The following is a 24,096-nucleotide window of genomic DNA, read 5'->3' as shown; positions in this document are numbered from 1 at the left end:
ACGATCAGGATTCAGCGCCCGTTGCGTCCTGACCTCGGAACGAAACCCAGGGCGCCTCATCCCGAGACCGGTGAGCTGTTGCCCGTGGTGACCATCGTGACGGACAACGGCGGGCCGTTCCGGTCCTTCCGCTTCGAGTCCTTCATCGCCGCCCACCCCGAGCTACACCACGTGCGCACCCGAGTGAAGACCCCGGGGCAGAACGGGTCCCGTGAACGCGGCTTCGGCACGCTGAAGTACGAACGGCTCTACCTGGACGAGATCGACGACGCGATCGTGCTCGCCGAGCGGGCCGAGGACTACCGGATCGAGTACAACGAGCTCCGGCCCCACGAGGCCATCTCATGGAACCGGCCCAAGGAGGTGCACCTGGGCCTGGCCGACCCCACCACCCCGACATTCAAAACCAAGGAAATCCTGCCAACTACTTGACGCGGGACAGGCTGGTCGCGCAGCGCGGAGCTCGCCGCGCCGGGATCGGAGATGGTGATCACCGGGACGAGGCAGATCTCCACGGACGCTGCACCAGCCCCGTCCGCCCCTGCATGGAAGAATCGCCCCCATGACGCACATGGAGAACGCACAGCTGGCCCAGATGGTCGACCACACCCTGCTCAAGCCCGAGGCCACGCACGCCGACGTCGCAGCGCTCGCCCGCGAGGCCGAGGCCCTCGGCGCCTATTCGATCTGCGTGTCCCCCTCGATGCTGCCGGTGGAGACCACGGTGAAGGTCGCGACCGTGTGCGGTTTCCCCTCGGGCAAGCACGTCAGTGCCGTCAAGGCCGCCGAGGCCGCCGACTCCGTCGCCAAGGGTGCGGACGAGGTCGACATGGTCATCGACGTGGGCGCGGCCATCGAGGGCTCCTTCGAGGCCGTCGAGGCCGATATCCGCGCCGTCCGCGAGGCCGCTCCGAGCCCGTGCGTCCTCAAGGTGATCATCGAGTCCGCCGCGCTCACCGACGAGCAGATCGTCGCCGTCTGCCGCGCCGCCGAGAGCGCGGGCGCGGACTTCGTGAAGACCTCCACCGGCTTCCATCCCGCCGGCGGCGCCAGCGAGCACGCCGTCGCGCTCATGCGCGAGACCGTCGGCGACCGCCTGGGCGTCAAGGCCTCCGGCGGGATCCGCACGCGCGAGGCCGCCGAGGCGATGGTCGCCGCCGGCGCGAGCCGACTGGGCCTGTCCGGCACCCGCGCGGTGCTCGAAGGCTGACGCTCATGGCCCGCCGGGGGAGGGGAATTCAGCTGCTGCTCGCCCTGCTGCTGGCGGGCCCGTGGTGGGCGGTCCTCGGGATCGCCCCGGCCTCGGCCTGCGCCTCCGGGGCCTTCGCGAGCCCCGCCGACCAGCGCGTCGACACCGTCGTCACGCAGGAGACCGCCGTGCTCTCGCACCGCGACGGCGTCGAGACCATGATCATGAGCCTCGACGTGGCCTTCGACGCGGCCGGGACGACGATCATCATGCCCACCCCCAGCGTGCCGACGGTCACCGCAGGCAGCGCCGACACGCTCGACGAGATGGCCGTGGCGACCGCGCCCCGCGAGAAGGTCGAGCACACCATCTGGGGATCGCTGCTGGCGGGCTCGGGCTCCGGGGGAGACGCGGCGGCACCGGGGGCCACCCAGGGCGTCACCGTCCACCAGCAGGCCAGGATCGGGGACGTCGAGGTCGCCGTCCTCGACGGCTCCGTGGACGGCGTCACCGCCTGGCTGGGCGAGAACGGCTTCGCGCTGCCCGACACCGTGGCCGCCGAGCTGCCCGCCTACGTGGCCGACGGCTGGACCTTCACCGCCGTGCGCCTGGCCGACGGCGTCGAGATCACCGGGCGCATGGACCCGCTGCGCCTCGACTTCCCGTCCGAGACCCTCGTCTACCCCATGCGGATGTCCCATGCCGCCGGGAACGACCAGATGATCCACCTGTTCCTCATCGGCGACGAGGCCTACCGGCGGACCGACGCCGCGGCGAGCTCGCAGACCACCGAGCGCCCCTGGGTCGCCGACCCCTACGAGCAGGGCCACACCTGGTCCGATCCGGTGCTGCGGGAGATGACCGGGTACGACCCGACGGCCACCTACGATCCCGAGGAGGGACCGGCGATGGTCACCGAGTTCGTGGTCACCGCGGCGCCCGAGACCATCACCACCGACTTCGTCTTCGAGCCCGACCCCGGCGCCGCCGAGCTCGTGCCCACGTACACGGTCACCGAGGTGATCACGGTCGCGGGCATCCCCGTCGGCTATCTGCTGGTGCTCGGCGGCGTCGTCGTCTCGGCCCTGCTGGTGGCCGCTGCGGCCGCATTCGTCATCGTGCGCCTCACGCGACCCCGAGCGCGCTCCTGACGTCGGCGACGATCCGGGCCAGGTGCTCGGCCGCGCGCTCGCGGACGGCGCCCATCGCGGCCTCGTCCGCCCCCGCGGGGACAGCCTCGATCACCTCGATGTAGGCCTTCAGCTTGGGCTCGGTGCCCGAGGGCCGGACGATCACGCGCGCGTCATCCGCGCAGGCGAGAAGCATGCCGTCGGTCGGCGGCAGGCCCGTCGTCTCGACCGATCCCTGCGCGAGATCCTGCACCGTCGTGACCTCCGAGCCCGCGAGGGACGCCGGCGGGCTCTGGCGCAGGCGCGTCATCATCTGCCCGATCAGCGAGAGGTCCTCGACGCGCACGGACAGCTGATCGGTCGCGTGCAGGCCGTGCTCGCGGGCGAGGGAGTCCAGCATCCCCACGAGGCTCGTGCCCCGGGACTTCGCGAGCGCGGCCATCTCCGCGACCAGCAGCGCCGTCGAGAGCCCGTCCTTGTCGCGCACCACGTCCGGCAGCACGCAGTAGCCGATCGCCTCCTCGTAGCCGAAGGCGATGCCCGGCGTGCGGGCGATCCACTTGAAGCCCGTGAGCGTGGTCGCGCTCTCGCGCCCCGCATCGCGTGCGATCCGCCCCAGCCAGCGGCTCGAGACCACCGAGGCCGCCATGACGCCCGTGTACCGGTGCTCGGCGATCAGATGGTGGCCCAGCAGCACGCCCAGCTCGTCCCCGCGGAGCATCCGCCAGTCGCCCAGGTGCGGGTCGAGCACGGCGGCCGCGCAGCGATCCGCGTCCGGGTCGTTGGCGATCACCACGTCCGCCTCGACGGTCCGCGCCAGCTCGAGCGCGAGATCGATCGCCCCCTTCTCCTCCGGATTGGGGAAGGCGACCGTGGGGAAGTCCGGATCCGGGTCCGCCTGCTTGGCCACCGAGTGGATCTCGGAGAAGCCCGCGCGGGTCAGCGCCGCCATCGCCGTGTCGTGCCCCACCCCGTGCATCGCCGTGTGCACGATCCGCACCTCGCGCGGGGCATCCGGCAGCGGCAGGGCGCAGATCGCATCGAGGTAGGCCTCGCGCAGATCCGCGCCGAGCACCTCCCAACCGGACTCGGCCCGCGGGATCTCCCGCACCGGGCCGACGGCCGCGATCGCGGCGGCGATCTGCGCGTCCGAGGGCGGGACGATCTGCACGCCGCGGCCGTCCGGCTCGCTCGCCCGGGCGCCCAGGTACACCTTGTAGCCGTTGTCCGCGGGCGGATTGTGGGAGGCGGTCACGACGATCCCGGCATCGGCGTCCAGCGCCCGCGTCGCGTACGCGATGAGCGGGGTGGGGCAGAAGCCGTCGGTGAGGCGCACCCGCAGGCCCGCCGCGGTCATGATCTGCGCGCTCGCCTCGGCGAAGGCCCGCGAGTTGTGGCGGGCATCGTGGCCGATCACCACGAGCGGCGCCTGGTCCGTGCCCGCGCCGCCCAGGAGGTCCAGCAGATGATCGGCGATCCCGCGCGCCGCTCGGGAGACGACGGCGAGGTTCATGCGGTTGCTGCCGGGGCCCATGGCCCCGCGCAGCCCGGCGGTCCCGAACTGCAGGGGGCCGGCGAAAGCGTCGGTCAGCTCGGCGAGGGCGGCGCTGTCTCCCGCGTCCGCTCGCTCCAGCAGCGCGCCCAGCTGCGCGGCCGTGCGGGGATCGGGATCATCGGCGAGCCACGCGCGCGCCGTCTCCCGCAGCGCGGCGGACAGGCCCTGCGCGCCCGTGCCCTCGGCGGCGGCGTCAGGAGTCGTGCCGTCAGGAGTCGTGCCGTCGGGAGTCGTGCCGTCGGGAGTCGTGCCGTCAGGACGCATGGCGCTCATCGCTGCGCCCCCTGCGCCGGGATGCGGGAGACGATGTCGGCCAGCAGGCGGCCGATGCGCGGCGCGGCGTCGCGTCCGGCCTGCAGGACCTCCTCATGCGACAGCGGCGAGGCGCTGATCCCGGCGGCCGAGTTCGTCACGAGCGAGATGCCCAGCACGTCCAGGCCCTCGGCGCGGGCGGCGATGGCCTCGAGCGCCGTGGACATGCCCACCAGGTCCGCGCCGACCGCGCGGGCCATGCGCACCTCCGCCGGCGTCTCGTAGGACGGTCCGCGGAACTGCATGTAGACGCCCTCGGGCAACGACGGGTCGATCTCGTGCGCCAGCTCGCGCAGCGCGGGCGTGTACACATCGGTGAGATCCACGAAGTCCGCGCCCCGCAGCGGGGTGTCGCCCGTGAAGTTGATCTGGTCGGAGATGAGCACCGGTGTGCCCGGGCCCCAGGACGGATCGATGCCCCCGCAGCCGTTGGTCAGCACGATGGTCGAGCAGCCCGCGGCGCTCGCCGTCCGCACCCCGTGGACCACGGGATCCACACCCGCGCCCTCGTACAGGTGGGTGCGCGCCCCGAGGACCAGCACGTGCGCGCCCGTCGCCTCCACGCGGATCGAGCGCATCATCCCGACATGGCCCGCGACGGCCGGCGGGCGGAAGCCCGGGATCTCGGTCGCGGGCGCCTCCCAGACGGTCTCGCCCAGGAGGTCGGCGGCGCCCGACCAGCCCGAGCCCAGCACGAGGGCGATGTCGTGGGACGCGACGCCGCTGGCCTGTGCGATCGCGGCGGCGGCACGGCGCGCCAGAACAGCCGGGGGTTCTGCGGCGGCGGGAGACTCTGCGGCAGCGGGGGATCCGGCTGCGGCGGCGGGGTCGGTGGGGGAGGCCGAGGCGGAGTCGGCGGCATGCGGAAGCGTCATCCCCGAAGCGTACCGAGAGCACGGCCCGCCAGGGGGACGGCACGGCGACGGGGCCCGCGCAGCGCGTGGTGCGGCCCGTGCGGCGAGCGGCCCGGCCCGCGTGATAAGTGATGCGGGTCGCGCAGCGAGTGATCCGGCCCGTTCCACGGGTGATGCGGGTCGCGCATGCGTTCCCGGCGCGGGAGGTCAGTCGACGATGCGGCAGAGCACGGCGCCCGCGGAGACCGTGGCCCCGACCTCGGCGTCGAGCCCGGTCACGACGCCCGAGCGGGTCGCCGTGATCGGCTGCTCCATCTTCATCGCCTCGAGCACCAGCAGCAGGTCCCCGTCGGCCACGGTCTGGCCCTCCTCGGCCATGACCTTGACGATCGTGCCCTGCATGGGCGCCGTCACCGCGTCGCCGCCGGCGGCCGGGCCGGACTGCCGGTGCGTGCGCTTGCGGCGCTGGCGCACGGGGGCCTCCGGTGCCCGCAGGGACGCGGGCAGGGACACCTCGACGCGGCGACCGTCGACCTCGAGCACCACGGACTCTCGGCCCTCGGGCTCGGAGACCGCGCCGGGCAGCGGCGCGGGCGGGATCTCACCGGTGAACTCGGTCTCGATCCACCGCGTGTGGACCTCGAAGGGCTCGTCCGGATCCTTCGGCGCGAACGCCGGGTCCTCGACGACCAGGCGGTGGAAGGGCAGCACCGTCGGCAGGCCCTCGATCGTGAACTCGGCGAGCGCCCGGCGGGAGCGCTCGAGGGCCTCGGCGCGGGTGGCGCCCGTGACGATCAGCTTGGCGAGCATCGAGTCGAAGGCGCCGGAGATCTCGTCGCCCGCGCGCACGCCGGAGTCCACGCGCACGCCCGGGCCCAGCGGCGGATCGAAGCGGCGGATGCGGCCGGGGGAGGGCATGAAGCCGCGGCCCGCGTCCTCGCCGTTGATGCGGAACTCGAAGCTGTGGCCGCGGGGCGCGGGCGTGGTCTCCTCGATGCGCTCGCCCGCGGCGATCCGCAGCTGTTCGCGCACGAGGTCGACGCCGGCGACCTCCTCGGTCACCGGATGCTCCACCTGCAGGCGCGTATTCACCTCGAGGAACGAGATCGTGCCGTCGCGGCCCACGAGGAACTCGCAGGTCCCGGCGCCGATGTACCCCGCCTCCTTGAGGATCGCCTTCGAGGACGCCACGAGCTGGGCGTTCTGGGCGTCGGTGAGGAACGGGGCCGGCGCCTCCTCGACGAGCTTCTGGTGGCGCCGCTGCAGCGAGCAGTCGCGCGTGGAGACCACCTGCACGTTCCCGTGGGCATCGGCCAGGCACTGGGTCTCGACGTGCCGGGGCGAGTCGAGGTAGCGCTCGACGAAGCACTCGCCACGGCCGAACGCCGCCGTGGCCTCGCGGACCGCCGAGTCGAACAGCTCGCGGACCTCGGACTCCTCGCGGGCGACCTTCAGGCCGCGGCCGCCGCCGCCGAACGCCGCCTTGATCGCGATCGGCAGTCCGTGCTCGCGCGCGAACGCGACGACCTCGTCGGAGCCGCGGGCCGGGTCCTTCGTGCCCGCCACGAGCGGGGCGCCGGCCTTCTGCGCGATGTGGCGCGCGGAGACCTTGTCGCCGAGGGCCTCGATGGCCGCGGGCGAGGGCCCGATCCACACCAGCCCGGCGTCGATCACGGCCTGCGCGAAGTCCGCGCGCTCGGATAGGAAGCCGTAGCCCGGATGCACTGCGTCCGCACCGGAGCGGTGGGCGATGTCCAGCAGCTTGTCGACCACGAGGTACGAGTTGGCCGCGGTCGCGCCGCCCAGGGCGTAGGCCTCATCGGCGATCGTCGTGTGCAGCGCGGTCCGGTCCGGATCCGCGTACACCGCCACCGACCGCAGACCGGCGTCCCGGCACGCCCGCGCGATGCGCACCGCGATCTCGCCGCGGTTGGCGATGAGGACCGTGGAGAAGGGGCGCTGCGGGCTCTGGCGTGCTGCCATGGAGACGGGTTCCTTCCAGGGGGCGGCGGGCCCGCGCAGGACGCGGCGGGCGCATCCGCGCAGTCTAATAGCGGCGGTGCGGGCCGTGCGCGATCAGCCTGCGGTGCGCGGTCAGGCCCCCGCGGCCTCCGGCCGCCACAGAACGTCGATCGGGACATCGATCTCCCGCAGCAGCTCGCGCAGCAGCGGCAGGGACAGCCCGACGACCGCGTGCGGGTCGCCGTGGACAGAGGTGATGTACGGGCCGCCGAGACCGTCGATCGTGAACGCGCCGGCGACGCCCAGGGGCTCCCCGGTCGCGACGTAGGCCTCGATCTCGTCGTCGTCGAGGGCGGCGAACGTGACCTCGCAGCTCGCCGTCGCCCCGAGGGTGGCGCCCGTGCCGCCGTCCTCGGCGTCGCGATCATCCAGGAGCCAGTGCCCCGAGTGCAGCGTCGCCGTACGCCCGCGCAGGCTGCGCCACCGCTCGATCGCCCGCTCGGGCGTGTGCGGCTTGCCGAAGTCCTCGCCGTCGAGCTCGAGCATCGAGTCGCAGCCGAGCACGACGTAGCCGCCGTCGCTGGTCGCGAGCGCCGCCTCCGCCTTCGCGCGGGCCAGCAGCAGCACGGCGTCGGCCGTGCTCAGCTCGCCCTCGGCGCGGGCGGCTGCCAGCACGCCCTCCTCGTCGAGGTCGACGGGATGGGCGGTGAAGGCGATGCCCGCGCGCTCGAGCGTCGCGCGGCGGCCCGCGGAGGCGGAGGCCAGCAGCAGCAGCGGCTCAAAGCCCTCCTCGGTGGCGGGTTCGCTCTCGACGTCGGCGGGGGCGTCCGCGGGAGCGTCCTGGAGGCGGTCGGCGCCGGGCGCGGACTGCGCGCTCATTGGGCCAGCGCCGTCCGCAGCACCGACAGGGGCAGGGAGCCGAGCTCGAGGGCGCGGCGGTGGAAATCGCGCACGCTCGCCGCATCGCCCGCGCTGGTCTGCGCGTCGCGCAGCTCCTCCCAGACGCGCTGGCCCAGCTTGTAGGACGGCGCCTGACCGGGCCAGCCGAGGTAGCGGTGCAGCTCGAAGCGCTGCTCGGCCTCGCCCATGCCCCAGTTGGGGGTCATGAAGTCCCATGCCTTCTCGTACGTCCACTCCCCGCCGGCCGAGCCGACGACGCCCTCGGGCATCGGCAGGCCGTTGTGCAGGCCGATGTCCAGGACCACGCGACCGGCGCGCATCCGCTGGGCGTCCAGCATCCCCAGGCGGTCGCCGTCGTCGTCGAGGTGCCCGAGGGACTCCATGAGCCGCTCGGCGTACAGGGCCCAGCCCTCGCCGTGGCCGGAGACCCAGCACAGCAGCGCGCGCCACCGGTTGAGGGTGCTCGCCTGGAGGGTCTGGGTGCCGCACTGCAGGTGGTGGCCGGGAACGCCCTCGTGGTAGACGGTCGTGGTCTCCGACCAGGTGTGGAACTCGGTGGTGGAGGCGGGGACGTCCCACCACATGCGGCCGGGGCGGGAGAGGTCCTCGCTCGGCGGCGTGTAGTAGATGCCGCCGGAGCCCGTGGTCGCGATGCAGCACTCGAGGCGGCGGATCTGATCGGGGATGTCGAAGTGCGTGCCCGCGAGCTCGGCGACCGCACGGTCCGAGGTCTCCTGCATCCAGGCCCGCAGCGCATCCGTGCCGTGCAGGGTGCGCGCAGCGTCCGCGTTCAGGGCCTCGCGCGCGGCGGCGACGTCGGTGCCGCCGCCGGTGCGGTACCGGTCGTTGATGCGGGCGGCCACCTGCTCCTGCTCGGCGATGATCCGGCGCAGCTCCTCGACGCCCCAGGCGTAGGTCTCGTCGAGGTCGATCTCCTCGCCGAGGAACACACGCGAGGACAGCTGGTAGGCCTCGCGGCCGACGGCATCGGCCGCGGGCGCCTGGGGACGCAGCTCGTCGAGCACGTCGGCGATCTCGCGGTAGGCCCGGGAGGCGGCCTCGGCCCCGGCGGCGACGGCGCCGCGGACCGGGGAGTCCTCGGGGACGCGGGCGACGAGCGAGGCGAAGTAGCCGCCGTCGGGGTCGGCGTAGCCGCGGGCCTGGGCGGCGCCGAGCTCGAGCTGCCGGGCCGCGGACAGGTGGCCCGACGCGGCGGAGGCGCGCAGGGTCTCACCCCAGCCGCCGAGGGCCGCGGGCATGCGCGACAGGCGCTCGGCGATGACCTCCCAGTCCTCGGTCGTCTCGGCGTCCATGAGATCGAAGACCGCCTGCGCCTGCAGGTTCGAGGCGATGTTGTTGACGCGCGAGCGGGTGATGCCGGCCTCGTCGAGCGCGATGTCCAGGCCCAGGCGCTCGGTCATCGCGGCGCGGGTCACGGCATCGACCTCGTCGGCGTCCGCGGAGCGCTCGATCTGCGCGAGCACGCGGCGGGCGGCCTCGGTGCGGGCATCCTCGCCGGCGGGGGAGAGGTCGGTGACCTCGTGATCGTGGCCCGCCGCGCCGATCGCGGTGGCGGTGAACGGATCGAGGCGGGCGACCTCATCGACGTAGGCGTCGGCGAGGGCATCGAGGGCGGTGGGGGTGCGCTGGGCGCGCGGCTGCTCGGACATGGTCGGAGTCTATCGACGCCGACCGTCCGCCCGGGGACGTGCGAGCGGACCGCGGCGGGGATCCGGAGCCCAGGACGGGGGATAACCCCCTCCCTTTTCTCTACGGCGTAGAAATACGCTGTGTCCATGGAGACCGCACCCCGCCCCCGCACCGTTTCCGGCCCCGCACCCAGCCACCGCAGCGCATCCGTCCGCACGGCGAGCACCATCCCGGCCCCACGCCCCGCCGCCTCCGCCCGCACGGCCCCACCGCCTCTGCCGCGGCTCCTGCCGCCCGAGCTCTGCCGGGCCTACGGGCGCCCCTGGCTCTTCTACGTCCTCGCGATCGCCATCCCCTGGGCCCTGTGGCTGGGCGCCGGACGTCTCTCGCACCGCCCCGACGCCGACGCGCTGCAGGGCGCCGTCGCGCCCTCGGCGTCGCCGGGCTCCTCGCCCCGGTGGTCATCGCCGCCGTCTTCGTGCTGCGCCGGGCAGATCTGCGGCGCGACGTCGCCGCCCGTCTCCTGCCCGGGCGCTCGACGCCGTGGTGGATGCTCCCGGCGGCCGTCGCCCTGCTGCCCGGCTCCCTGCTCGTCGCGACCGCGATCTCCGTCCTGCTGGGCGGGGATGCCGCGCAGTTCCTCCCGCGCGGCGGCTTCAGCTTCAGCTCCGGGCTCCTGCCGGCGTGGTTCGTGCTCGCCGGGGCCGCGGTCCTCGAGGAGCTCGCCTGGCACTCCTACGGCACCGGCGCCCTGCTCACGCGCTGGTCCCTGCTGCGCACCTCGATCGTCTTCGGGGTCTTCTGGGTCGCCTGGCACGCGCCGCTCGCGGGCATCCGCGGCTACTACCAGGCGGAGGTGGTCGACGAGGACTGGGCGACCGGGCTCAACTTCGTCGTCTCAATCTTCGCGTTCGTCCTGCTCATGAACTGGGTCTACATGCGCTCGGGCCGCTGCATCGGCATCGCCGTCCTCTTCCACCTCGCCGCCAACTTCGGCAACGAGGTGCTGCGCACGGACCCGGGCACCAAGATCATCCAGACCGCCGTCCTCGCTGCGCTGTGCGCCGCGGTGCTGTGGAAGGATCGGGCCCTGTTCCTCGCACGGCCCGCTCCGCGGAAGGCCCGGCACCATGAGCCCACGACGACCCAGCACTGATCGCGCCGCCGTCCTCGAGGCCGCCCTCGCCCTGCTGGACGAGGACGGCCTCGAGGCGCTGACCATGCGCCGCCTCGGCGCCCGCCTGGGCGTCGACCCCATGACCGTCTACCGGTACGTGCCCGGCCGCGGCGCCCTCCTCGACGCGATCGCCGAGACCGTCTGGGCCGAGGCCGCCACCTCATCGGATACTCCCTCGCCGTCCTGGCGCGAGGAGATCGCGCGCGTGAGCCGGGGCCTGCGCGCAGCCCTCCTCCGTCGGCCCGCCGCAGCCGTGCTCGTGGCCACGCGCCCCGTCGCGACGCCCGCGCAGCTCGCGCTCGCCGAGCGGACCGTCGCCGCGCTCGTGGCCGGGGGCCTCGACCCCGCCGAGGCGATGCGCCTGCTGGACATCACTGTCGCCTACACCACCGGCAAGGTTCTCGGCGAGCTACGCGACCCGACCGACGCCGAGGGCACGGATCCCCGCGCCGCCCGGGAGCGCCTCGACGCGGCCGGACTCCCGCACCTGGCCCGCGCGCTCGCCGACGGCTACGACTGGGCTCCCGATTGCGAGTTCGCAGAAGGGCTCCGGGCCCTCATCGCCGGCTGGGGCCGCTGAGGCACCTGGGGCCCGAGCCGAGCTCTCCGCCCTCAGTGGATGCCCGCCGCCTCCCACAGCGCCCAGAAGTGCGAGACGGGTCCGGTGCCGCCGCCGACATCAAGGTGCTCGCCCTCCGCGATCGCCCCGGCCAGCCAGGGCTTGGCCTCCTCGAGGGCGCGCTCCCATCCGCCGTGTCGCACGCGCAGCGTCGCCATCGCGGCGGACAGCGAGCACCCCGTCCCGTGCGTGGTCGCGCCCGAGAGCCGCGGCGAGGACACGACGCGGCGCACGCCGTCCGCATCCACCAGGGCGTCCTGCACCGCGTCCTCCGTCAGGTGCCCGCCCTTGGCGAGGACGAGCGTCCCGGAGGCGGCGGCCAGGCGCTGAGCCTGCCCGATGAGCTCCTCCCATCCGCGCGCCGGGGCCTCGTCCAGCAGCACGGCGAGCTCGGGCACATTGGGCGTGACCAGGTCCACGCGCTCGAGGAGCTCGCGCATCCCCTGCTCCGCCTCCGGGCGCAGCAGGCGATCGCCGCTCGTGGCGACCATGACGGGATCCATCACCACGATCGGCGGGCGCGTCCGCTCCAGGAAGTCGGAGACCTCGGCGATGATCTCCGCGTCGAAGAGCATCCCCGTCTTCACGGCGTCGATCGCGACGTCCTCGCCGACCGCGTCCAGCTGCTCGCGCAGGAAGGATGTGGGCGGGACGTGCACGCTGCGCACGCCGCGGGTGTTCTGGGCCACGAGGGCGGTGACCACGGCCATGCCGTAGCCGCCGCAGGCCGCGATCGCCTTCAGATCGGCCTGGATCCCGGCGCCTCCGGTCGGATCGGTGCCCGCGATCGACAGCACGCGCGGCGGCACAGCGGGGCCGCCTGCCGACGGCGAGTCCCCGGGGTGGTGGAGATCCTCGCGGCGGCCGAGCTCCTCGCGGCGGTCGGAATCCTCGCGGGGAGCGAGGCCCTCGCGGGGAGAGGGGACGGCGGTGGTCATGGGGTCTCCTTCCAGGCATCGGCGAGGCGCCGCGCGGCGGCCTCCGGGTCGTCGTCGGCGCAGATGCAGGACACGACGGCGCCGCCGACCAGCCCGCCGGCGCGCAGGGCGGGCATGTCCGCGGCGGTCACGCCGCCGATGGCGACGGCGGGCAGGGCGCTGGCCCGGGCGCGCTCGAGGACGGTGGGCATGCCGATGCCCGCGGGAGCGTCGGGCTTCGTGGCCGTCGAGTGCAGGGGACCGATGCCGATGTAGTCCACGCGGGCCGGGGAGTCCGCCGCCGCCCGGATCTGCTCCGGCAGGGCCGCGCTGAGCCCGATGATCGCGTCGGCTCCCAGCAGCGCCCGCGCATCGTCGACCGGCAGATCGCTCTGGCCCAGATGGACGCCGGCGCAGGCCAGGCCGCGGGCGCGCAGCGTGAGGGCGACGTCGACCCGGTCGTTGATCAGCAGGGGGACGCTCGAAGGCAGGGCCCGGGACACCGCCGCGGCGAGCTCGGTGAAGGCCCCGCCTCCGAGGTCCTTGGCCCGCAGCTGCACCGCGGTCGCCCCGCCCGCGACGGCGCGCGCGGCGACGTCGGGCAGATCGGCGCCCACGGCCTCGCACACGCCCGCATCCGCGACGAGGTAGACGGACAGGTCCAGGGGAGGGACGGTGCTCACGAGATCACCGCCTTCTGGGCGATGTCCGCGGGCGTCAGCGCATGCAGCGCGTCCAGCAGCTCGACGGCGAAGCTCCCCGGACCCGCGGAGCGAGCGGCCGCCTTCTCCCCGGCGATGGCGTAGACCGTCGCGGCCGCCGCGGCCCCGATCAGCGGGGAGGGGGCCACCGCCGCGTAGGCCGCGGTGACGGCGCCCAGCGCGCAGCCGCCGCCCGTGACCGCGGTGAACAGGGGATGGCCGTTGGCGATCCGCACCACGGTCTCGCCGTCGGTCACGAGATCGACCTCGCCGGAGACCGCGACGGCCCCGCCGGTGCGGGAGGCCAGCGTGCGGGCGGCGTCGACGACGTCGTCGGGGCCGAGCACGGAGTCGACGCCGCGGCCGCCCGTCCCGGTGCCCGCGAGCGCCGCGATCTCCGAGGCGTTGCCGCGGATCATGGACGGGCCGGCGGCGACCAGCGCATGCGCCAGCTCGGTGCGCACGGGCAGCGCTCCCACGGCCACCGGGTCCAGCACCCAGGGCGGCATCGACGGCGCGGAGAACCCGATGGCCCGGATCCCCTCGCACTTGGCCGGGTGCGGCGTGCCGAGGTTGACGAGCACCGCGTCGGCGGCCTCGCGGGCGAAGACCTCGGACTCGCCGGCGCTGTCGACCATCGCGGGGGTCGCCCCGGCGGCGAGCAGGACGTTGGCGACGAAGCCGACGGTGACGCTGTTGGTCAGGCACTGCACGAGCGGCTGACGGGTGCGGACGGCGTCCATCTGCGCGATCGCGGCGGCGATGTCGAACGGTGCGGGGGTCATGCGGTCTCCTTCTGGGAAGGGTCGGCGGGCGCGCTCGGCGCCGCGGCATTGAGCGCCTGCTGCCAGAAATCGGCCTCGAGGCGCGAGGCGGCACCGAAGATCTCGGCGAGGCGGGCGAAGCGCCGCGGGCCGATGCCGTCGGCCCCCAGCTCGTCGAGGCGCCGGATCGCGGCGCGCGCGGTCGCCTGGAACCCCTCGTCCGCGTACTCGGCGATCCAGTCGCGATACGGGTGGCGGGGGTCGGCCTCGAGCGCCGGGGCCAGGGCGCGCCCGATCTCGGCGTAGCCCATCGTGCACGGGGCCAGGGCGACCTGCAGGTCCAGCAGGTCGCCGGACATGCCGCAGTCGAGCACGAAGCGGGTGTAGGCGACGGTCCCCTGCTTCTCGCGGGCCGCGTCCAGCTGCTCGGGGGCGATGCCCCAGCCGGCCGTGAGACGGCGATGCAGCCCCGTCTCGTGGAGGATCGCGGACAGGCCGGCGGCGGCCTGCTCGAGGTCGGCCAGGCTCGTGCTCTTGAAGGCCGCCAGCGCGTTGGCGCGGGCGAACTGGATTAGGAACAGGTAGTCCTGGACCAGGTAGTCCTGGAATGCGGGGAGGGGGAGCGCGCCCTCGCCGAGGCGCCGCACGAACTCGTGCTCGGTGTAGTCCGTCCACTGCGATCCGATGGCCCGGGTGAGGTCGTCGAAGAGCGTCATCGCTGCGCTCCGTCCGGCGAGAGCAGGCGGTCGGTGAAGGAAGGGGGCATCGGATCGATTCTCCTCATCTCGTGCGCGGCGGGCGGACGCAGCGGCTGCGGCGTCCGCGGACGCGAGGCGACGATGCCGAGGGAGCCCCCGGACCGCCCGAGGAGCGTCGAGGGACGGAGCACGATCCCGAGCGCGACTGCGTTCCCGTGCGCGACGGTGCGACGGCACGACCCGGGCAGGGTCGAGCGCGCCGCGACCTCAGGTCACGGCGCAGGAGCGGGCGGCGTCATCAGGTCGACATCCCTTCGCGAGTACGAGCTCGAGCAGGTTCGCGGGTGTGATCTCAGCCCCGGCGGGGCACCCCGTGTCTGCCGTCGACCCTATCGCAGGGACGTCAGCGGTGGGAGAACTGCCAGGCCGATGCCGTGGCGTGCACCCGGGCGGCGTGCATCCGCGACAGGCGGTGCACCGCGTCCGACCAGCCCGAGGCGTCGGCGCTCGTGCCCTCGAGGAGGGCGCGCTCATCGGCCTGGGCGCGGCTCGCGGCGTTGATCGCGGCCAGCGCGACGCTCACGGCCGCCAGCTCGTGGTCCGACAGGCGTCCCGCCTCGAGCCGGACCTCGGGGCGTGCCGACGCCTCGATCTCCGCCGCGGCCTGCGCGTCGGAGGCCGTGCTCGCCCCGAGCTCGGATCCCTCGGCCGACGGGAGCCCTGCGCCGCTCACAGCGGGATGTTCCCGTGCTTCTTGGCCGGGAGCGCGTCGCGCTTGGTGCGCAGGATCCGCAGGGCCCGGGCGATCTGCTCGCGCGTCTCGTGCGGGGCGATGACGCCGTCGATCCACCCGCGCTCGGCCGCCGTGTACGGGGTCGCAAAGCGCTCCTCGAACTCGGTCTGGAGCCGTGCGCGCTCCGCCTCGACGTCCTCGCCGACCTCCTTGGCCGCGCGCAGCGTCTGGCGGTGGAGGATGTTGACGGCGCCCTGGGCGCCCATCACGGCGATCTGCGCGGTGGGCCAGGCGAGGTTGATGTCCGCGCCCAGGTCCTTCGAGCCCATGACGATGTACGCCCCGCCGTAGGCCTTGCGGGTGATGAGCGTGACGAGCGGGACGGTGGCCTCGGCGTAGGCGTACAGCAGCTTGGCGCCGCGGCGGATGATCCCGCCGAACTCCTGGTCCGTGCCGGGCAGGAAGCCGGGCGTGTCGACGAGGGTCAGCACCGGGATGTTGAAGGCGTCGCACAGGCGCACGAACCGCGCCGCCTTCTCGGAGGCGTCGATGTCGAGCGTGCCGGCCACATGGGAGGGCTGGTTGGCGACGATGCCGACGCTGTGGCCCTCGACGCGGCCGAAGCCGATCAGGATGTTCGGGGCGAACAGCGGCTGGACCTCGAGGAACTCGCCGTCGTCGAGGACGGCCCGCAGCACCTCGGTCATGTCGTAGGGCTGATTGGGCGAGTCCGGGATGAGCGCGTCGAGCGCCGCGTCCTCGGGCGCGCCCGGCTCGACGGACGGTGCCGGGTACACCGGGGCCGGGGACAGGGTGTTGGCGGGCAGGTAGGACAGGACGTCCTTGACGTACTCGATGGCCTCGCCCTCGTCGGGCGCCATGAAGTGGGCCACGCCCGAGCGCGTCGAGTGGGCGCGGGCCCCGCCGAGCTCCTCGAAGCCGACGTCCTCGCCGGTGACGGTGCGGATCACGTCCGGGCCCGTGATGAACATGTGGGAGGTCTTCTCCACCATCACGATCATGTCGGTGAGCGCGGGGGAGTAGACGGCGCCGCCTGCGGCCGGCCCCATGACGAGGGAGATCTGGGGGATCACGCCGGAGGCGCGCGTGTTGCGGCGCATCATCCCGGCAAAGGCGGCGAGCGAGGCGACGCCCTCCTGGATGCGGGCGCCGCCGCCGTCGAGGATCCCGATGATCGGGACCCCGGTCGACAGCGCGAGGTCCTGGATCTTCTGAATCTTGCGCCCGTGGGCCTCGCCGAGGGAGCCGCCGAAGACGGTGAAGTCCTGGGAGTACACGCACACCTGGCGGCCGTCGATCGTGCCGTAGCCGGTGACGATGCCGTCGCCCTCGGGGCGGCGCCGCTCCATGCCGAAGGCGTGGGACTGGTGCTGGACGAAGCGGTCGGTCTCGACGAACGAGCCGTCGTCCAGGAGGTCGGCGATGCGTTCGCGGGCCGTCTTCTTGCCGCGCGCATGCTGCTTCTCGACGGCGACCTCGGCGGCCGCGGCGACGGCGCGCTGCTCCCGATCGCGGAGATCCTGCAGTCGCTGAGCCGTGGTCTGGGCCCGGGGGGCGTCGGTCACTGGGTCTCCTTCGTCTCCGCACCCTCGCCGAGAGCCCTGCACGGGGTGTCCGGAGTGCCTGCCTGGAACATCGGGATACTACGCTACCGGGGCCCGTCGCCACCGTCCGACCGGCACCCGCACCCCGCTGACGAGAGGACCCGCCATGCCCCGCCCCGCATCCCGCGCCGCCCGCGGGGCCGACTCCCCCCGCCCGGCGGAGGCGGCGGTGCCCGTGGTGTGGCGGGACCGGGCCGGTTCCACGCAGGACGAGGTCCGCGCGCTGCTCGCGGGCGGGCTGCGAGCCCCGCTCGCGGTCGCGACGACCGAGCAGAGCGCGGGCCGGGGGCGGCTCGGACGCAGCTGGTCGAGCCCGCTGGGGCAGGGGCTGGCCCTCAGCGTCGCCCATCCCACGGCGCTCGAGCCCGCCGCGCGCACCTGGCTCCCCCTCGTCGCGGGCCTCGCCGTGGTCGAGGTCCTCGAGTGTCTGCGGCGCGAGGCGCTCGCCCGACGACCGGGGGCGCCCGATGCCGACGAGGCCGGGCGCGACGATGCGGGGCCCGGCGATGCCGGGTGCGAGGATGCGGGGCCTTTGGGGCTGAAGTGGCCCAACGACGTGCATGACGCCCGCGGCCGCAAGCTCGCCGGGATCCTCGCCGAGGCGACCGCCGACGGCGCGGTGATCCTGGGGGTAGGGCTGAACCTGGCCGGCCCGGTCCGGACCGACGACGGCGAGGTGATGCCCGGCGCGTGCGCCCTCTCGGAGGTGCTGGGGATGGGCCCCGAGGAGGCCCGGGGGATGGGCTCGGCGCTGGCCGCCGAGCTCGCCCGGGGGATCGTCGGGCAGCTGCGGCGGCTCGAGGCCGCGCACGGCGATGCGGTGGCCAGCGGCCAGGCCGAGCACTATGGTGAGACGTGCATCACAGTGTCGCGCCGCGTCCGGGTCACGGGCGCGGGCTCGCGGCCTGCCGTGCAGGGGACGGCCGTCGGCATCGACGATCGCGGGCGCCTGATCGTCCGGGACGACGCGGGGGCCACCCACCGCCTCGACATCGGCGATGTCGAGCATGTCCGCGCCGCGGACGACGATGCGGCCCGCGGGCTCGCATCGGGACAGGACGACTGAGGATGGACGACGGGCGGACCGTGGACGAGGCGACAGTGGACGACGCGGTGATCGAGGACGCGACGGTGGTGGACGTGACGGCGGACGGATCCGTGACGGACGACGAGCCGACGCCCCCCGCGCCCGACGAGGGCGATCACGTCGACGGGAGCGGCGCTGACGGGAGCGATGCCGAGGGGCGCAGCGACGACGGGAGCGATGCCGAGGGGCGCAGCGACGACGGGAGCGATGCCGAGGGCATCGACGGGGACGCCGCGCTCGAGCTCAACCGCCGCTTCGCCGAGGTGCGCCGGGCGATCGGCGCCCTCGAGAAGGTGCTCCTGCAGGGCCCGCGCCACTACTCGCGCCGCGAGCTCGCCGAGGAGCAGGGCGTGCCCGAGCGCCTCACCGCCGTCTACTGGCGCTCCATGGGCTTCACCGCCGTCGATCCCGACACGATCGTGTTCACCGAGGACGACGCCGACGCGATCGGCGACCTCGCGGCGCTCGTCGAGGACGGCGAGATCTCCGAGCGCACCTTCGCGACGCTCTCCCGCGGGCTCGGCTACCACATGGGGCGCCTCGCGATGTGGCTGACGGAGGCCCTCGTGGACGAGGCGAAGGCCGCTCAGGGCATGACCGACGCCCAGGCCCGCCAGCACATGCTCGAGCAGATCCCGCGGTTCCTCGAGGTCTTCGAGGACCAGACTCTGTACGTCTTCCGCCGCCGGCTCGCGGCCTACGCGGCGCGCGCCGGCTCCGAGGTGCTGCACATGGCCGCGACCGAGCAGGACCCCGATGAGCTGTTCCCCCTGCAGCGGGCGGTCGGCTTCGCGGACCTGGTCCAGTTCACGCGGCTGTCGCAGTCGCTCAGCGGCTCCGAGCTCGCGCACGTCATCGGGGACTTCGAGGCGATCTGCCGCGACATCGTCTCCGTCGGCGGAGGGCGAGTGGTCAAGACCGTGGGCGACGAGATCATGTTCCTGGCGGACACGCCGGAGGACGGTGCCCAGATCGCGCTGAGCCTGTCCGAGGCGATCGCCGCCGAGCCCGGCCTGCCGGACGTGCGCGTCGGCCTCGCCTGGGGCTCGATGTTCTCACGCTACGGGGATGTCTTCGGGCCCACCGTCAACCTCGCGGCCCGCCTCGAGGGCGTCGCCGAGCCCGGAGCCGTGGTGGTCGATGCCGATACGCAGCGGGCGATCGAGGCGGCGCTGCCCGGCTCCTTCGTCGAGCTCGCCCGCTCCGTGCACGAACTGCACGGGATCGGCGACGTCGAGGCGGTCAAGCTCGGCCGCGGGGATGCGGCTCCGCTGTCGCTGGGGCTCTGAGTCGCGGGCGTCTAGGATGCCGGTGTGACACGACTACTTCTCGTCGAGGACGATTCCGCGATCGCCGAGCCGCTGTCCCGGGCTCTCGGGCGCGAGGGCTACGAGGTCTCCCGGGCCTCCCGGGGTATGGACGCGCTCGCGCTCGCCTCCGCGGGGGATCCGATCGACTTCGTGATCCTCGACCTCGGCCTGCCCGACCTCGACGGGCTCGAGGTGTGCCGGCGCCTGCGCAAGGGCGGTCTCGAGGCGCCCGTGCTGATCCTCACCGCGCGGGCCGATGAGGTCGACGCCGTGGTGGGCCTCGACGCCGGGGCCGATGACTACGTCACCAAGCCCTTCCGCCTCGGCGAGCTGCAGGCCCGCATCCGGGCCCTGCTGCGGCGCGCGCAGAGCGTCGAGGAGTCCTCGGACAGCTTCGACGTCAACGGCGTCAGCATGGACGTCTCGGCCCGCCGCGCCTACGTCGACGGCGAGGAGATCAGCCTCTCGGCCAAGGAGTACGACCTGCTGACCGTGCTCGTGCGCGAGGCCGGCAGCGTCGTCACGCGCGACGACCTCATGCGCGAGGTGTGGGGCGCCGAGTGGTGGGGCTCCACCAAGACGCTCGACATGCACATCTCCTGGCTGCGCCGCAAGCTCGGCGACGACGCCACGAGCCCGCGTCGCATCACGACGGTCCGAGGGGTGGGCTTCCGGTTCGAGACCGGCTCCGAGAGCTGAGCCGTGCGCCAGAGGATCCTCCAGGCGACGATCATCACGGTCCTGCTCGCCGTCCTCATGCTCGGCATCCCGCTGGCCGTGTCCTGGCTGCTGGTGGTCCGCAGCGACCTCAACGCGGCCGCCATCGACATCCACCGCCACACGATCGTCGCGGTCGACGAGCGCCTGTCCCAGGGCCAGCCTGTGGACGAGGCCATGCTGCAGGAGATCGTCGAGTCCCCGTCCTTCTCCGGCCAGCGCTTCCGGGTGGTCGTCCAGGTCGCCGGGCAGGCGCCCGTCGCGGCTGGCGCGGAGGCGGGGGAGCACCCGCTGACGGTCTCCGGCACGGGTCTGCACAATGAGACGGTCGAGGTCCAGATCCCTCAGTCCGAGGTGCGCTCCCAGACCGCGAGCGCCTGGGTGCTGATCATCGTCGCGGGCCTGGCGGCGCTGTCCATCTCCGTCTCCGTCGCGCTGTGGCAGGCCCAGCGGATCTCGGCACCGCTGGCGCGACTCACGCGCCGCGCCGAGGCCCTCGGCACCGGCCGCGCCCGCGCGCCCTGGGAGGCCAGCGGGATCGCGGAGATCGACACCGTCGCCGAGCAGCTCGCGAGCTCGGGCGCCATGCTCAACGAGCGTCTCGAGGCCGAGAGCGCGCTCGCTTCCGATGCCTCCCATCAGCTGCGCACGCCGCTGACCGCCCTGTCGATGCGGCTCGACGAGATCCTCGCGACCAGCTCGGAGGAGTGGGTGCGCGAGGAGGCCCGCATCTCGCTCGAGCAGATCGACCGCCTCACCTCCGTGGTCCACGACCTCATCAACGCCCCCCGCTCCTCCCAGCGCCGCACGCCCGGCGTCGTGGAGCTGCGCCAGGTGCTCACCCAGCAGAGCGAGGAGTGGTCGCCCGCCTTCCGCGCCGCGCAGCGCGAGCTCACGATCCAGGTACCGCGCACCGCCGCCGTCTGGGGCAGCGTGGGGCCGCTCACGCAGGTCGTGGCGACCCTCATCGAGAACTCCCTCGCCCACGGCGGCGGCCGCACGCAGGTCAAGGTGCGGCGCAACGAGCGCTCCACGGTCATCGAGGTCTCGGACCAGGGCGCGGGCATCGACCCCGCGCTCGGCAAGCGCGTGTTCGAGCGCGCCGTCTCGGGGCCGCGCTCGAAGGGAACGGGTGTGGGGCTCGCCCTCGCGCGCACTCTCGTGGAGGACGACGGCGGGCGCCTCGAGCTCCTCGCCGAGCGCCCCGCGACCTTCGGGGTGTTCCTCATCTCCGCCCCGGGCGACGAGGCGCAGGAGGGGGCGTTCCCCGAGCCGCCGCCCGCCGCTCCCGTCGAGCAGGGCGCGGTCCTGCCGCGCCGGCGCCCGGCCCGCGGGCGTGGCCGCCAGAGCGACGGCCCGAGAGGTGACGGCCAGAGCGGCGATGGCCAGAGCGGCGACGGCCCGAGAGGTGACGGCCCGAGCCCCGACGGCCAGAGCGGCGACGGCACGGACCCGACGGCGTGAGGCCGCCGCGGCCGCCTAGACTCGCCTCCGTGACGTCCCCTGACACCGCCCCCGTCCCCGTCGCCGCGGATCCCGCCTGCGTGCGCTCGATCGGCGTCGTCGGCGGCGGCCAGCTGGCCCGCATGATGATCCCCGCCGCGATCGAGCTCGACCTCCCGCTCGTGGTCCTCGCGACCGCCGAGACGGAGAGCGCCGCCCGGGTGAGCGCCGACACGCTGCTCGGGCGCCACGACGACCCCGCGGCGGTGCGCGCGCTGGCCGAGCGCTGCGACGCGCTCACCTTCGACCACGAGCACGTGCCCCAGGAGATTCTGCACGGCATCGAGGACGACGCCCTGTCCGCCGTGCGCCCGGGCAGCGCCGCCCTCGTCCACGCCCAGGACAAGCTCGTCATGCGCGATCGCCTCACGCGGCTCGGCCACCCCTGCCCCCGCTGGTGGGAGGTGCGCGACGCCGCCGAGCTGGACGCGGCGATCGCCGCCGCGGGCGGCCGCGCCGTCGTCAAGACGCCGCGCGGCGGCTACGACGGCCACGGCGTGCGCATCGTCGAGACCGCCGCGGACGCGAGCGACTGGATCGCGGACCTCGGTGCCGACGGCGCGCTCCTCGTCGAGGAGCTCGTGGACTTCCGCCGCGAGCTGTCCGCGCAGGTGGCGCGGCGCCCCGACGGCGCGAGCGCGGCCTACCCCGTCGTGCAGTCCACCCAGCGCGACAGCATCTGCTTCGAGGTCATCGCCCCGGCCCCCGGCCTCGACGAGGAGCGCCAGCAGGAGATCCAGGGCCTCGCCCGCGCGATCGCCGAGGACCTGGGCGTGGTCGGGATGCTCGCCGTCGAGCTGTTCGAGACCGTCGACGGCCGCGTCCTGGTCAACGAGCTCGCCATGCGCCCCCACAACACGGGGCACTGGAGCATGGACGGCGCCGTCACCGGCCAGTTCGAGCAGCACCTGCGGGCCGTCGCCTCCCGCGCGCTGGGCGACCCGTCGCCGAAGGCCCCGTGGACCGTGATGGTCAACCTGCTGGGCGGCGCGAGCGAGGACCTCGCCGCGGGGGCCGCCGCCGCGATGGAGGCCGACGCCGGGGTGAAGGTCCACCTCTACGGCAAGTCCGTCCGTCCGGGCCGCAAGGTCGGGCACGTGACCGTCGCGGGGGACGACCTCGAGGACGTCCGCGCCCGTGCCCACCGCGCCGAGCGCCTGATCATCGGCCGCGCGGACGCCGCCGGAGCACCGGACGAGACCGCCGGCCCGGAGAGCGGCACGGCACCTCGACCTCGCACTGCACCGCAGGACCCCACCGACCCCAGGAGCGCGGCATGACCGTCACCGACCCCCAGGACCCGTCGACCGCCCCCGCCGTGGGCATCGTCATGGGCTCCGACTCCGACTTCTCCGTGATGCGGGACGCCGCCGACGTCCTCGGCGACTTCGGCATCGGCATCGAGGTCGACGTCGTCTCGGCCCACCGCATGCCCGAGGACATGATCGCCTGGGGCCGCGCCGCGGCCGACCGCGGGATCCGCGTCGTCATCGCCGGCGCGGGCGGCGCCGCCCACCTGCCCGGCATGATCGCCGCCGTCACCCCGCTGCCCGTGATCGGCGTGCCCGTGCCCCTCAAGCACCTCGACGGCATGGACTCCCTGCTCTCGATCGTCCAGATGCCCGCGGGCGTGCCCGTCGCGACGGTCTCGATCGGCGGCGCCCGCAATGCGGGCCTGCTGGCCGTGCGGATGCTCGCCGCGGGCACCGACGAGGCCTCGCTCGCCCTGCGCGAGAAGATGGTGCGCTTCCAGGCGGACCTGCGCCGCACCGCGATCCGCAAGGGCGAGTCGCTGCGCTCGTCCCTCTGAGCAGGCAGGGCCCGGCGCGGTAGGGTCGGGCTCATGCACGACGACCCGAGCCGCAGCCATGACGGGGCGTTCCCGTCCCCGTCCGCTTCCGAGGACCGCACTGGCGTGAGCATCGCCGACAGCGCGGACGTCGGTGCCGACGCCGTGATCGGCGCGGGCAGCACCGTCCAGCGCGACGCGCAGATCGGGGCGGGTGCCCGTCTGGGCCGCGACTGCACCGTCGGGCGCGGCGCCGGCATCGGCTCCGGCGTCGTGATGGGCGACGGGTGCGTGGTGCAGGACCTCGCGCTCGTGCGGGAGCCCGCGGTGCTCGCCGACGGCGTGCTCATCGGCCCGGCCGTCGTGCTCGCCGACGACCGCTTCCCGCGCGCCGTCGACCCCGACCTCAGCCCCCGGACGGTGCGGGACCGGGTCTCGGCGGGGGTGACCTGCGACGAGGGCGCGTCGATCGGGGCGCGCGCCGTCTGCGTGGCGCCGGTGCGCATCGGAGCGTGGGCGATGGTCGCCGCCGGTGCCGTCGTCACCGAGGATGTGCCGCCGCATGCTCTGGTGGACGGCGTCCCCGCCCGCCGCATCGCCTGGGTGGGGAGGGCCGGGCAGCCCCTGCAGCCCGCCGCGGACGGCTCGGATGCCTGGGTCTGCCCCGTGACCGGCGACTGGTATGTCGCCGATGAGATCAGCGGCGGCCTCTCGCGTGCTCAGGACGCGACGCGCGCGACCACGAACCCTCGGGACGAGGAGGACGAGATCCTCCCCGCCGAGGAGGACGAGACGACGCCGTCGACGACCGGGCGCGCCCAGAGCGCCCGGGAGTTCGTCGACCGCCTGGCGGCCCGGGCCTCGGACCGCCACCACGACAGGTCGTCGTCCCGGCGCTGAGCCG

At 74.2% G+C, this 24,096-nt stretch carries 23 protein-coding genes and 1 riboswitch; of the genes, 12 read left to right on the top strand and 11 right to left on the bottom strand.

Annotated features, from left to right (window positions below; translation table 11 throughout):
* The 3 genes from FM110_RS05750 to FM110_RS05740 form a co-directional block, all read left to right on the top strand.
* The coding region (locus tag FM110_RS05750) for an integrase core domain-containing protein (RefSeq protein WP_234991948.1) at positions 1 to 432 on the top strand (432 nt) is incomplete at its 5' end.
* A gap of 130 nt (positions 433 to 562) precedes the next feature.
* Positions 563 to 1,210, top strand: coding sequence for a deoxyribose-phosphate aldolase (deoC, locus tag FM110_RS05745; RefSeq protein WP_087103472.1), 648 nt, complete (start codon positions 563 to 565; stop codon positions 1,208 to 1,210).
* Positions 1,211 to 1,215: 5 nt separating this feature from the next.
* The gene (locus FM110_RS05740; protein WP_087103469.1) at positions 1,216 to 2,340 is read left to right on the top strand and encodes a DUF2330 domain-containing protein; all 1,125 of its coding nucleotides are present in this window, start codon (positions 1,216 to 1,218) and stop codon (positions 2,338 to 2,340) included.
* Here the strand turns inward: FM110_RS05740 and FM110_RS05735 are convergent.
* The 5 genes from FM110_RS05735 to FM110_RS05715 all read right to left on the bottom strand — a co-directional run bounded on the left by FM110_RS05735 (position 2,315) and on the right by FM110_RS05715 (position 9,572).
* Positions 2,315 to 4,147 carry a phospho-sugar mutase gene (locus tag FM110_RS05735; protein WP_234991947.1) on the bottom strand — a complete coding sequence of 611 codons (1,833 nt, stop codon included), beginning with the start codon at positions 4,145 to 4,147 and terminating at the stop codon, positions 2,315 to 2,317. The genes FM110_RS05740 and FM110_RS05735 overlap by 26 nt on opposite strands.
* Positions 4,144 to 5,061, bottom strand: coding sequence for a purine-nucleoside phosphorylase (locus tag FM110_RS05730; protein WP_087103466.1), 918 nt, complete (start codon positions 5,059 to 5,061; stop codon positions 4,144 to 4,146). Before FM110_RS05730 ends, FM110_RS05735 begins: the two co-directional genes overlap by 4 nt.
* Positions 5,062 to 5,247: 186 nt before the next feature.
* Entirely contained in the window at positions 5,248 to 7,023 is a 1,776-nt protein-coding gene (locus FM110_RS05725; protein WP_087103464.1) for an acetyl/propionyl/methylcrotonyl-CoA carboxylase subunit alpha, read from the bottom strand.
* Positions 7,024 to 7,134: 111 nt separating this feature from the next.
* On the bottom strand, positions 7,135 to 7,881 hold the full coding sequence (locus FM110_RS05720) for a Maf family protein (RefSeq protein WP_087103462.1): 747 nt from the start codon (positions 7,879 to 7,881) through the stop codon (positions 7,135 to 7,137).
* A complete protein-coding gene (locus tag FM110_RS05715) occupies positions 7,878 to 9,572 on the bottom strand; it encodes a DUF885 domain-containing protein (protein ID WP_087103461.1) in 1,695 nt (564 codons plus the stop codon). The genes FM110_RS05720 and FM110_RS05715 overlap by 4 nt, the downstream gene beginning before the upstream one ends.
* Positions 9,573 to 10,009: 437 nt before the next feature.
* Between FM110_RS05715 and FM110_RS05710 the strand changes: the two genes are divergently transcribed.
* Entirely contained in the window at positions 10,010 to 10,708 is a 699-nt protein-coding gene (locus FM110_RS05710; protein ID WP_200810181.1) for a CPBP family intramembrane glutamic endopeptidase, read from the top strand.
* Complete coding sequence (locus FM110_RS05705) at positions 10,683 to 11,309, top strand: TetR/AcrR family transcriptional regulator C-terminal domain-containing protein (protein ID WP_087103459.1); 627 nt, start codon at positions 10,683 to 10,685, stop codon at positions 11,307 to 11,309. The genes FM110_RS05710 and FM110_RS05705 overlap by 26 nt, the downstream gene beginning before the upstream one ends.
* Positions 11,310 to 11,341: 32 nt before the next feature.
* Here FM110_RS05705 and thiD read toward each other — a convergent pair whose 3' ends face one another.
* From thiD to FM110_RS05675, 6 genes are all read right to left on the bottom strand, one after another.
* The gene (thiD, locus tag FM110_RS05700) at positions 11,342 to 12,286 is read right to left on the bottom strand and encodes a bifunctional hydroxymethylpyrimidine kinase/phosphomethylpyrimidine kinase (RefSeq protein ID WP_087103457.1); all 945 of its coding nucleotides are present in this window, start codon (positions 12,284 to 12,286) and stop codon (positions 11,342 to 11,344) included.
* Positions 12,283 to 12,948, bottom strand: a complete 666-nt coding sequence (gene thiE, locus FM110_RS05695; protein ID WP_087103455.1) for a thiamine phosphate synthase — start codon at positions 12,946 to 12,948, stop codon at positions 12,283 to 12,285. The genes thiD and thiE overlap by 4 nt, the downstream gene beginning before the upstream one ends.
* Positions 12,945 to 13,751 carry a hydroxyethylthiazole kinase gene (gene thiM / locus FM110_RS05690; RefSeq protein ID WP_087103453.1) on the bottom strand — a complete coding sequence of 269 codons (807 nt, stop codon included), beginning with the start codon at positions 13,749 to 13,751 and terminating at the stop codon, positions 12,945 to 12,947. Before thiM ends, thiE begins: the two co-directional genes overlap by 4 nt.
* Positions 13,748 to 14,446 carry a TenA family protein gene (locus FM110_RS05685; protein WP_087103451.1) on the bottom strand — a complete coding sequence of 233 codons (699 nt, stop codon included), beginning with the start codon at positions 14,444 to 14,446 and terminating at the stop codon, positions 13,748 to 13,750. Before FM110_RS05685 ends, thiM begins: the two co-directional genes overlap by 4 nt.
* A gap of 274 nt (positions 14,447 to 14,720) precedes the next feature.
* Positions 14,721 to 14,812: riboswitch (TPP riboswitch) on the bottom strand.
* 19 nt (positions 14,813 to 14,831) lie between these two features.
* Positions 14,832 to 15,161 carry a hypothetical protein gene (locus FM110_RS05680; RefSeq protein WP_234991946.1) on the bottom strand — a complete coding sequence of 110 codons (330 nt, stop codon included), beginning with the start codon at positions 15,159 to 15,161 and terminating at the stop codon, positions 14,832 to 14,834.
* A complete protein-coding gene (locus FM110_RS05675; protein ID WP_087103449.1) occupies positions 15,158 to 16,747 on the bottom strand; it encodes an acyl-CoA carboxylase subunit beta in 1,590 nt (529 codons plus the stop codon). Before FM110_RS05675 ends, FM110_RS05680 begins: the two co-directional genes overlap by 4 nt.
* Before the next feature lie 145 nt (positions 16,748 to 16,892).
* Between FM110_RS05675 and FM110_RS05670 the strand changes: the two genes are divergently transcribed.
* The 7 genes from FM110_RS05670 to FM110_RS05640 all read left to right on the top strand — a co-directional run bounded on the left by FM110_RS05670 (position 16,893) and on the right by FM110_RS05640 (position 24,092).
* Complete coding sequence (locus FM110_RS05670; RefSeq protein WP_087103447.1) at positions 16,893 to 17,852, top strand: biotin--[acetyl-CoA-carboxylase] ligase; 960 nt, start codon at positions 16,893 to 16,895, stop codon at positions 17,850 to 17,852.
* A gap of 2 nt (positions 17,853 to 17,854) precedes the next feature.
* Complete coding sequence (locus FM110_RS05665; RefSeq protein ID WP_087103445.1) at positions 17,855 to 19,162, top strand: adenylate/guanylate cyclase domain-containing protein; 1,308 nt, start codon at positions 17,855 to 17,857, stop codon at positions 19,160 to 19,162.
* A 24-nt stretch (positions 19,163 to 19,186) separates the two neighbouring features.
* The gene (locus FM110_RS05660; RefSeq protein WP_087103443.1) at positions 19,187 to 19,882 is read left to right on the top strand and encodes a response regulator transcription factor; all 696 of its coding nucleotides are present in this window, start codon (positions 19,187 to 19,189) and stop codon (positions 19,880 to 19,882) included.
* 3 nt (positions 19,883 to 19,885) lie between these two features.
* On the top strand, positions 19,886 to 21,364 hold the full coding sequence (locus FM110_RS05655) for an ATP-binding protein (RefSeq protein WP_087103441.1): 1,479 nt from the start codon (positions 19,886 to 19,888) through the stop codon (positions 21,362 to 21,364).
* A gap of 29 nt (positions 21,365 to 21,393) precedes the next feature.
* Positions 21,394 to 22,683: a 5-(carboxyamino)imidazole ribonucleotide synthase gene (locus tag FM110_RS05650; protein WP_407641029.1), complete on the top strand. Its 1,290-nt coding sequence runs from the start codon at positions 21,394 to 21,396 to the stop codon at positions 22,681 to 22,683.
* Positions 22,680 to 23,213 carry a 5-(carboxyamino)imidazole ribonucleotide mutase gene (purE, locus tag FM110_RS05645; protein ID WP_087103440.1) on the top strand — a complete coding sequence of 178 codons (534 nt, stop codon included), beginning with the start codon at positions 22,680 to 22,682 and terminating at the stop codon, positions 23,211 to 23,213. The genes FM110_RS05650 and purE overlap by 4 nt, the downstream gene beginning before the upstream one ends.
* 105 nt (positions 23,214 to 23,318) lie before the next feature.
* On the top strand, positions 23,319 to 24,092 hold the full coding sequence (locus FM110_RS05640; protein WP_327230471.1) for an acyltransferase: 774 nt from the start codon (positions 23,319 to 23,321) through the stop codon (positions 24,090 to 24,092).
* The last annotated feature ends 4 nt before the right edge of the window (positions 24,093 to 24,096 follow it).

Origin of the sequence: Brachybacterium nesterenkovii, from assembly GCF_900163655.1 — a bacterium.
Taxonomy (GTDB): Bacteria; Actinomycetota; Actinomycetes; order Actinomycetales; family Dermabacteraceae; genus Brachybacterium; species Brachybacterium nesterenkovii.
The sequence above is the reverse complement of the archived record's forward strand: the minus strand, read 5'-3'. Positions and strand labels throughout refer to the sequence as shown.

Coding starts and splice junctions, on each gene's coding strand:
- deoC (WP_087103472.1), top strand. CDS start 563: ATGACGCACATGGAGAACGCACAGCTGGCCCAGATGGTCGACCACACC.
- FM110_RS05735 (WP_234991947.1), bottom strand. CDS start 4,147: ATGAGCGCCATGCGTCCTGACGGCACGACTCCCGACGGCACGACTCCC.
- FM110_RS05725 (WP_087103464.1), bottom strand. CDS start 7,023: ATGGCAGCACGCCAGAGCCCGCAGCGCCCCTTCTCCACGGTCCTCATC.
- FM110_RS05740 (WP_087103469.1), top strand. CDS start 1,216: ATGGCCCGCCGGGGGAGGGGAATTCAGCTGCTGCTCGCCCTGCTGCTG.
- FM110_RS05670 (WP_087103447.1), top strand. CDS start 16,893: ATGCCCCGCCCCGCATCCCGCGCCGCCCGCGGGGCCGACTCCCCCCGC.
- FM110_RS05705 (WP_087103459.1), top strand. CDS start 10,683: ATGAGCCCACGACGACCCAGCACTGATCGCGCCGCCGTCCTCGAGGCC.
- thiD (WP_087103457.1), bottom strand. CDS start 12,286: ATGACCACCGCCGTCCCCTCTCCCCGCGAGGGCCTCGCTCCCCGCGAG.
- purE (WP_087103440.1), top strand. CDS start 22,680: ATGACCGTCACCGACCCCCAGGACCCGTCGACCGCCCCCGCCGTGGGC.
- FM110_RS05685 (WP_087103451.1), bottom strand. CDS start 14,446: ATGACGCTCTTCGACGACCTCACCCGGGCCATCGGATCGCAGTGGACG.
- thiM (WP_087103453.1), bottom strand. CDS start 13,751: ATGACCCCCGCACCGTTCGACATCGCCGCCGCGATCGCGCAGATGGAC.
- FM110_RS05715 (WP_087103461.1), bottom strand. CDS start 9,572: ATGTCCGAGCAGCCGCGCGCCCAGCGCACCCCCACCGCCCTCGATGCC.
- FM110_RS05665 (WP_087103445.1), top strand. CDS start 17,855: ATGGACGACGGGCGGACCGTGGACGAGGCGACAGTGGACGACGCGGTG.
- FM110_RS05720 (WP_087103462.1), bottom strand. CDS start 7,881: ATGAGCGCGCAGTCCGCGCCCGGCGCCGACCGCCTCCAGGACGCTCCC.
- FM110_RS05730 (WP_087103466.1), bottom strand. CDS start 5,061: ATGACGCTTCCGCATGCCGCCGACTCCGCCTCGGCCTCCCCCACCGAC.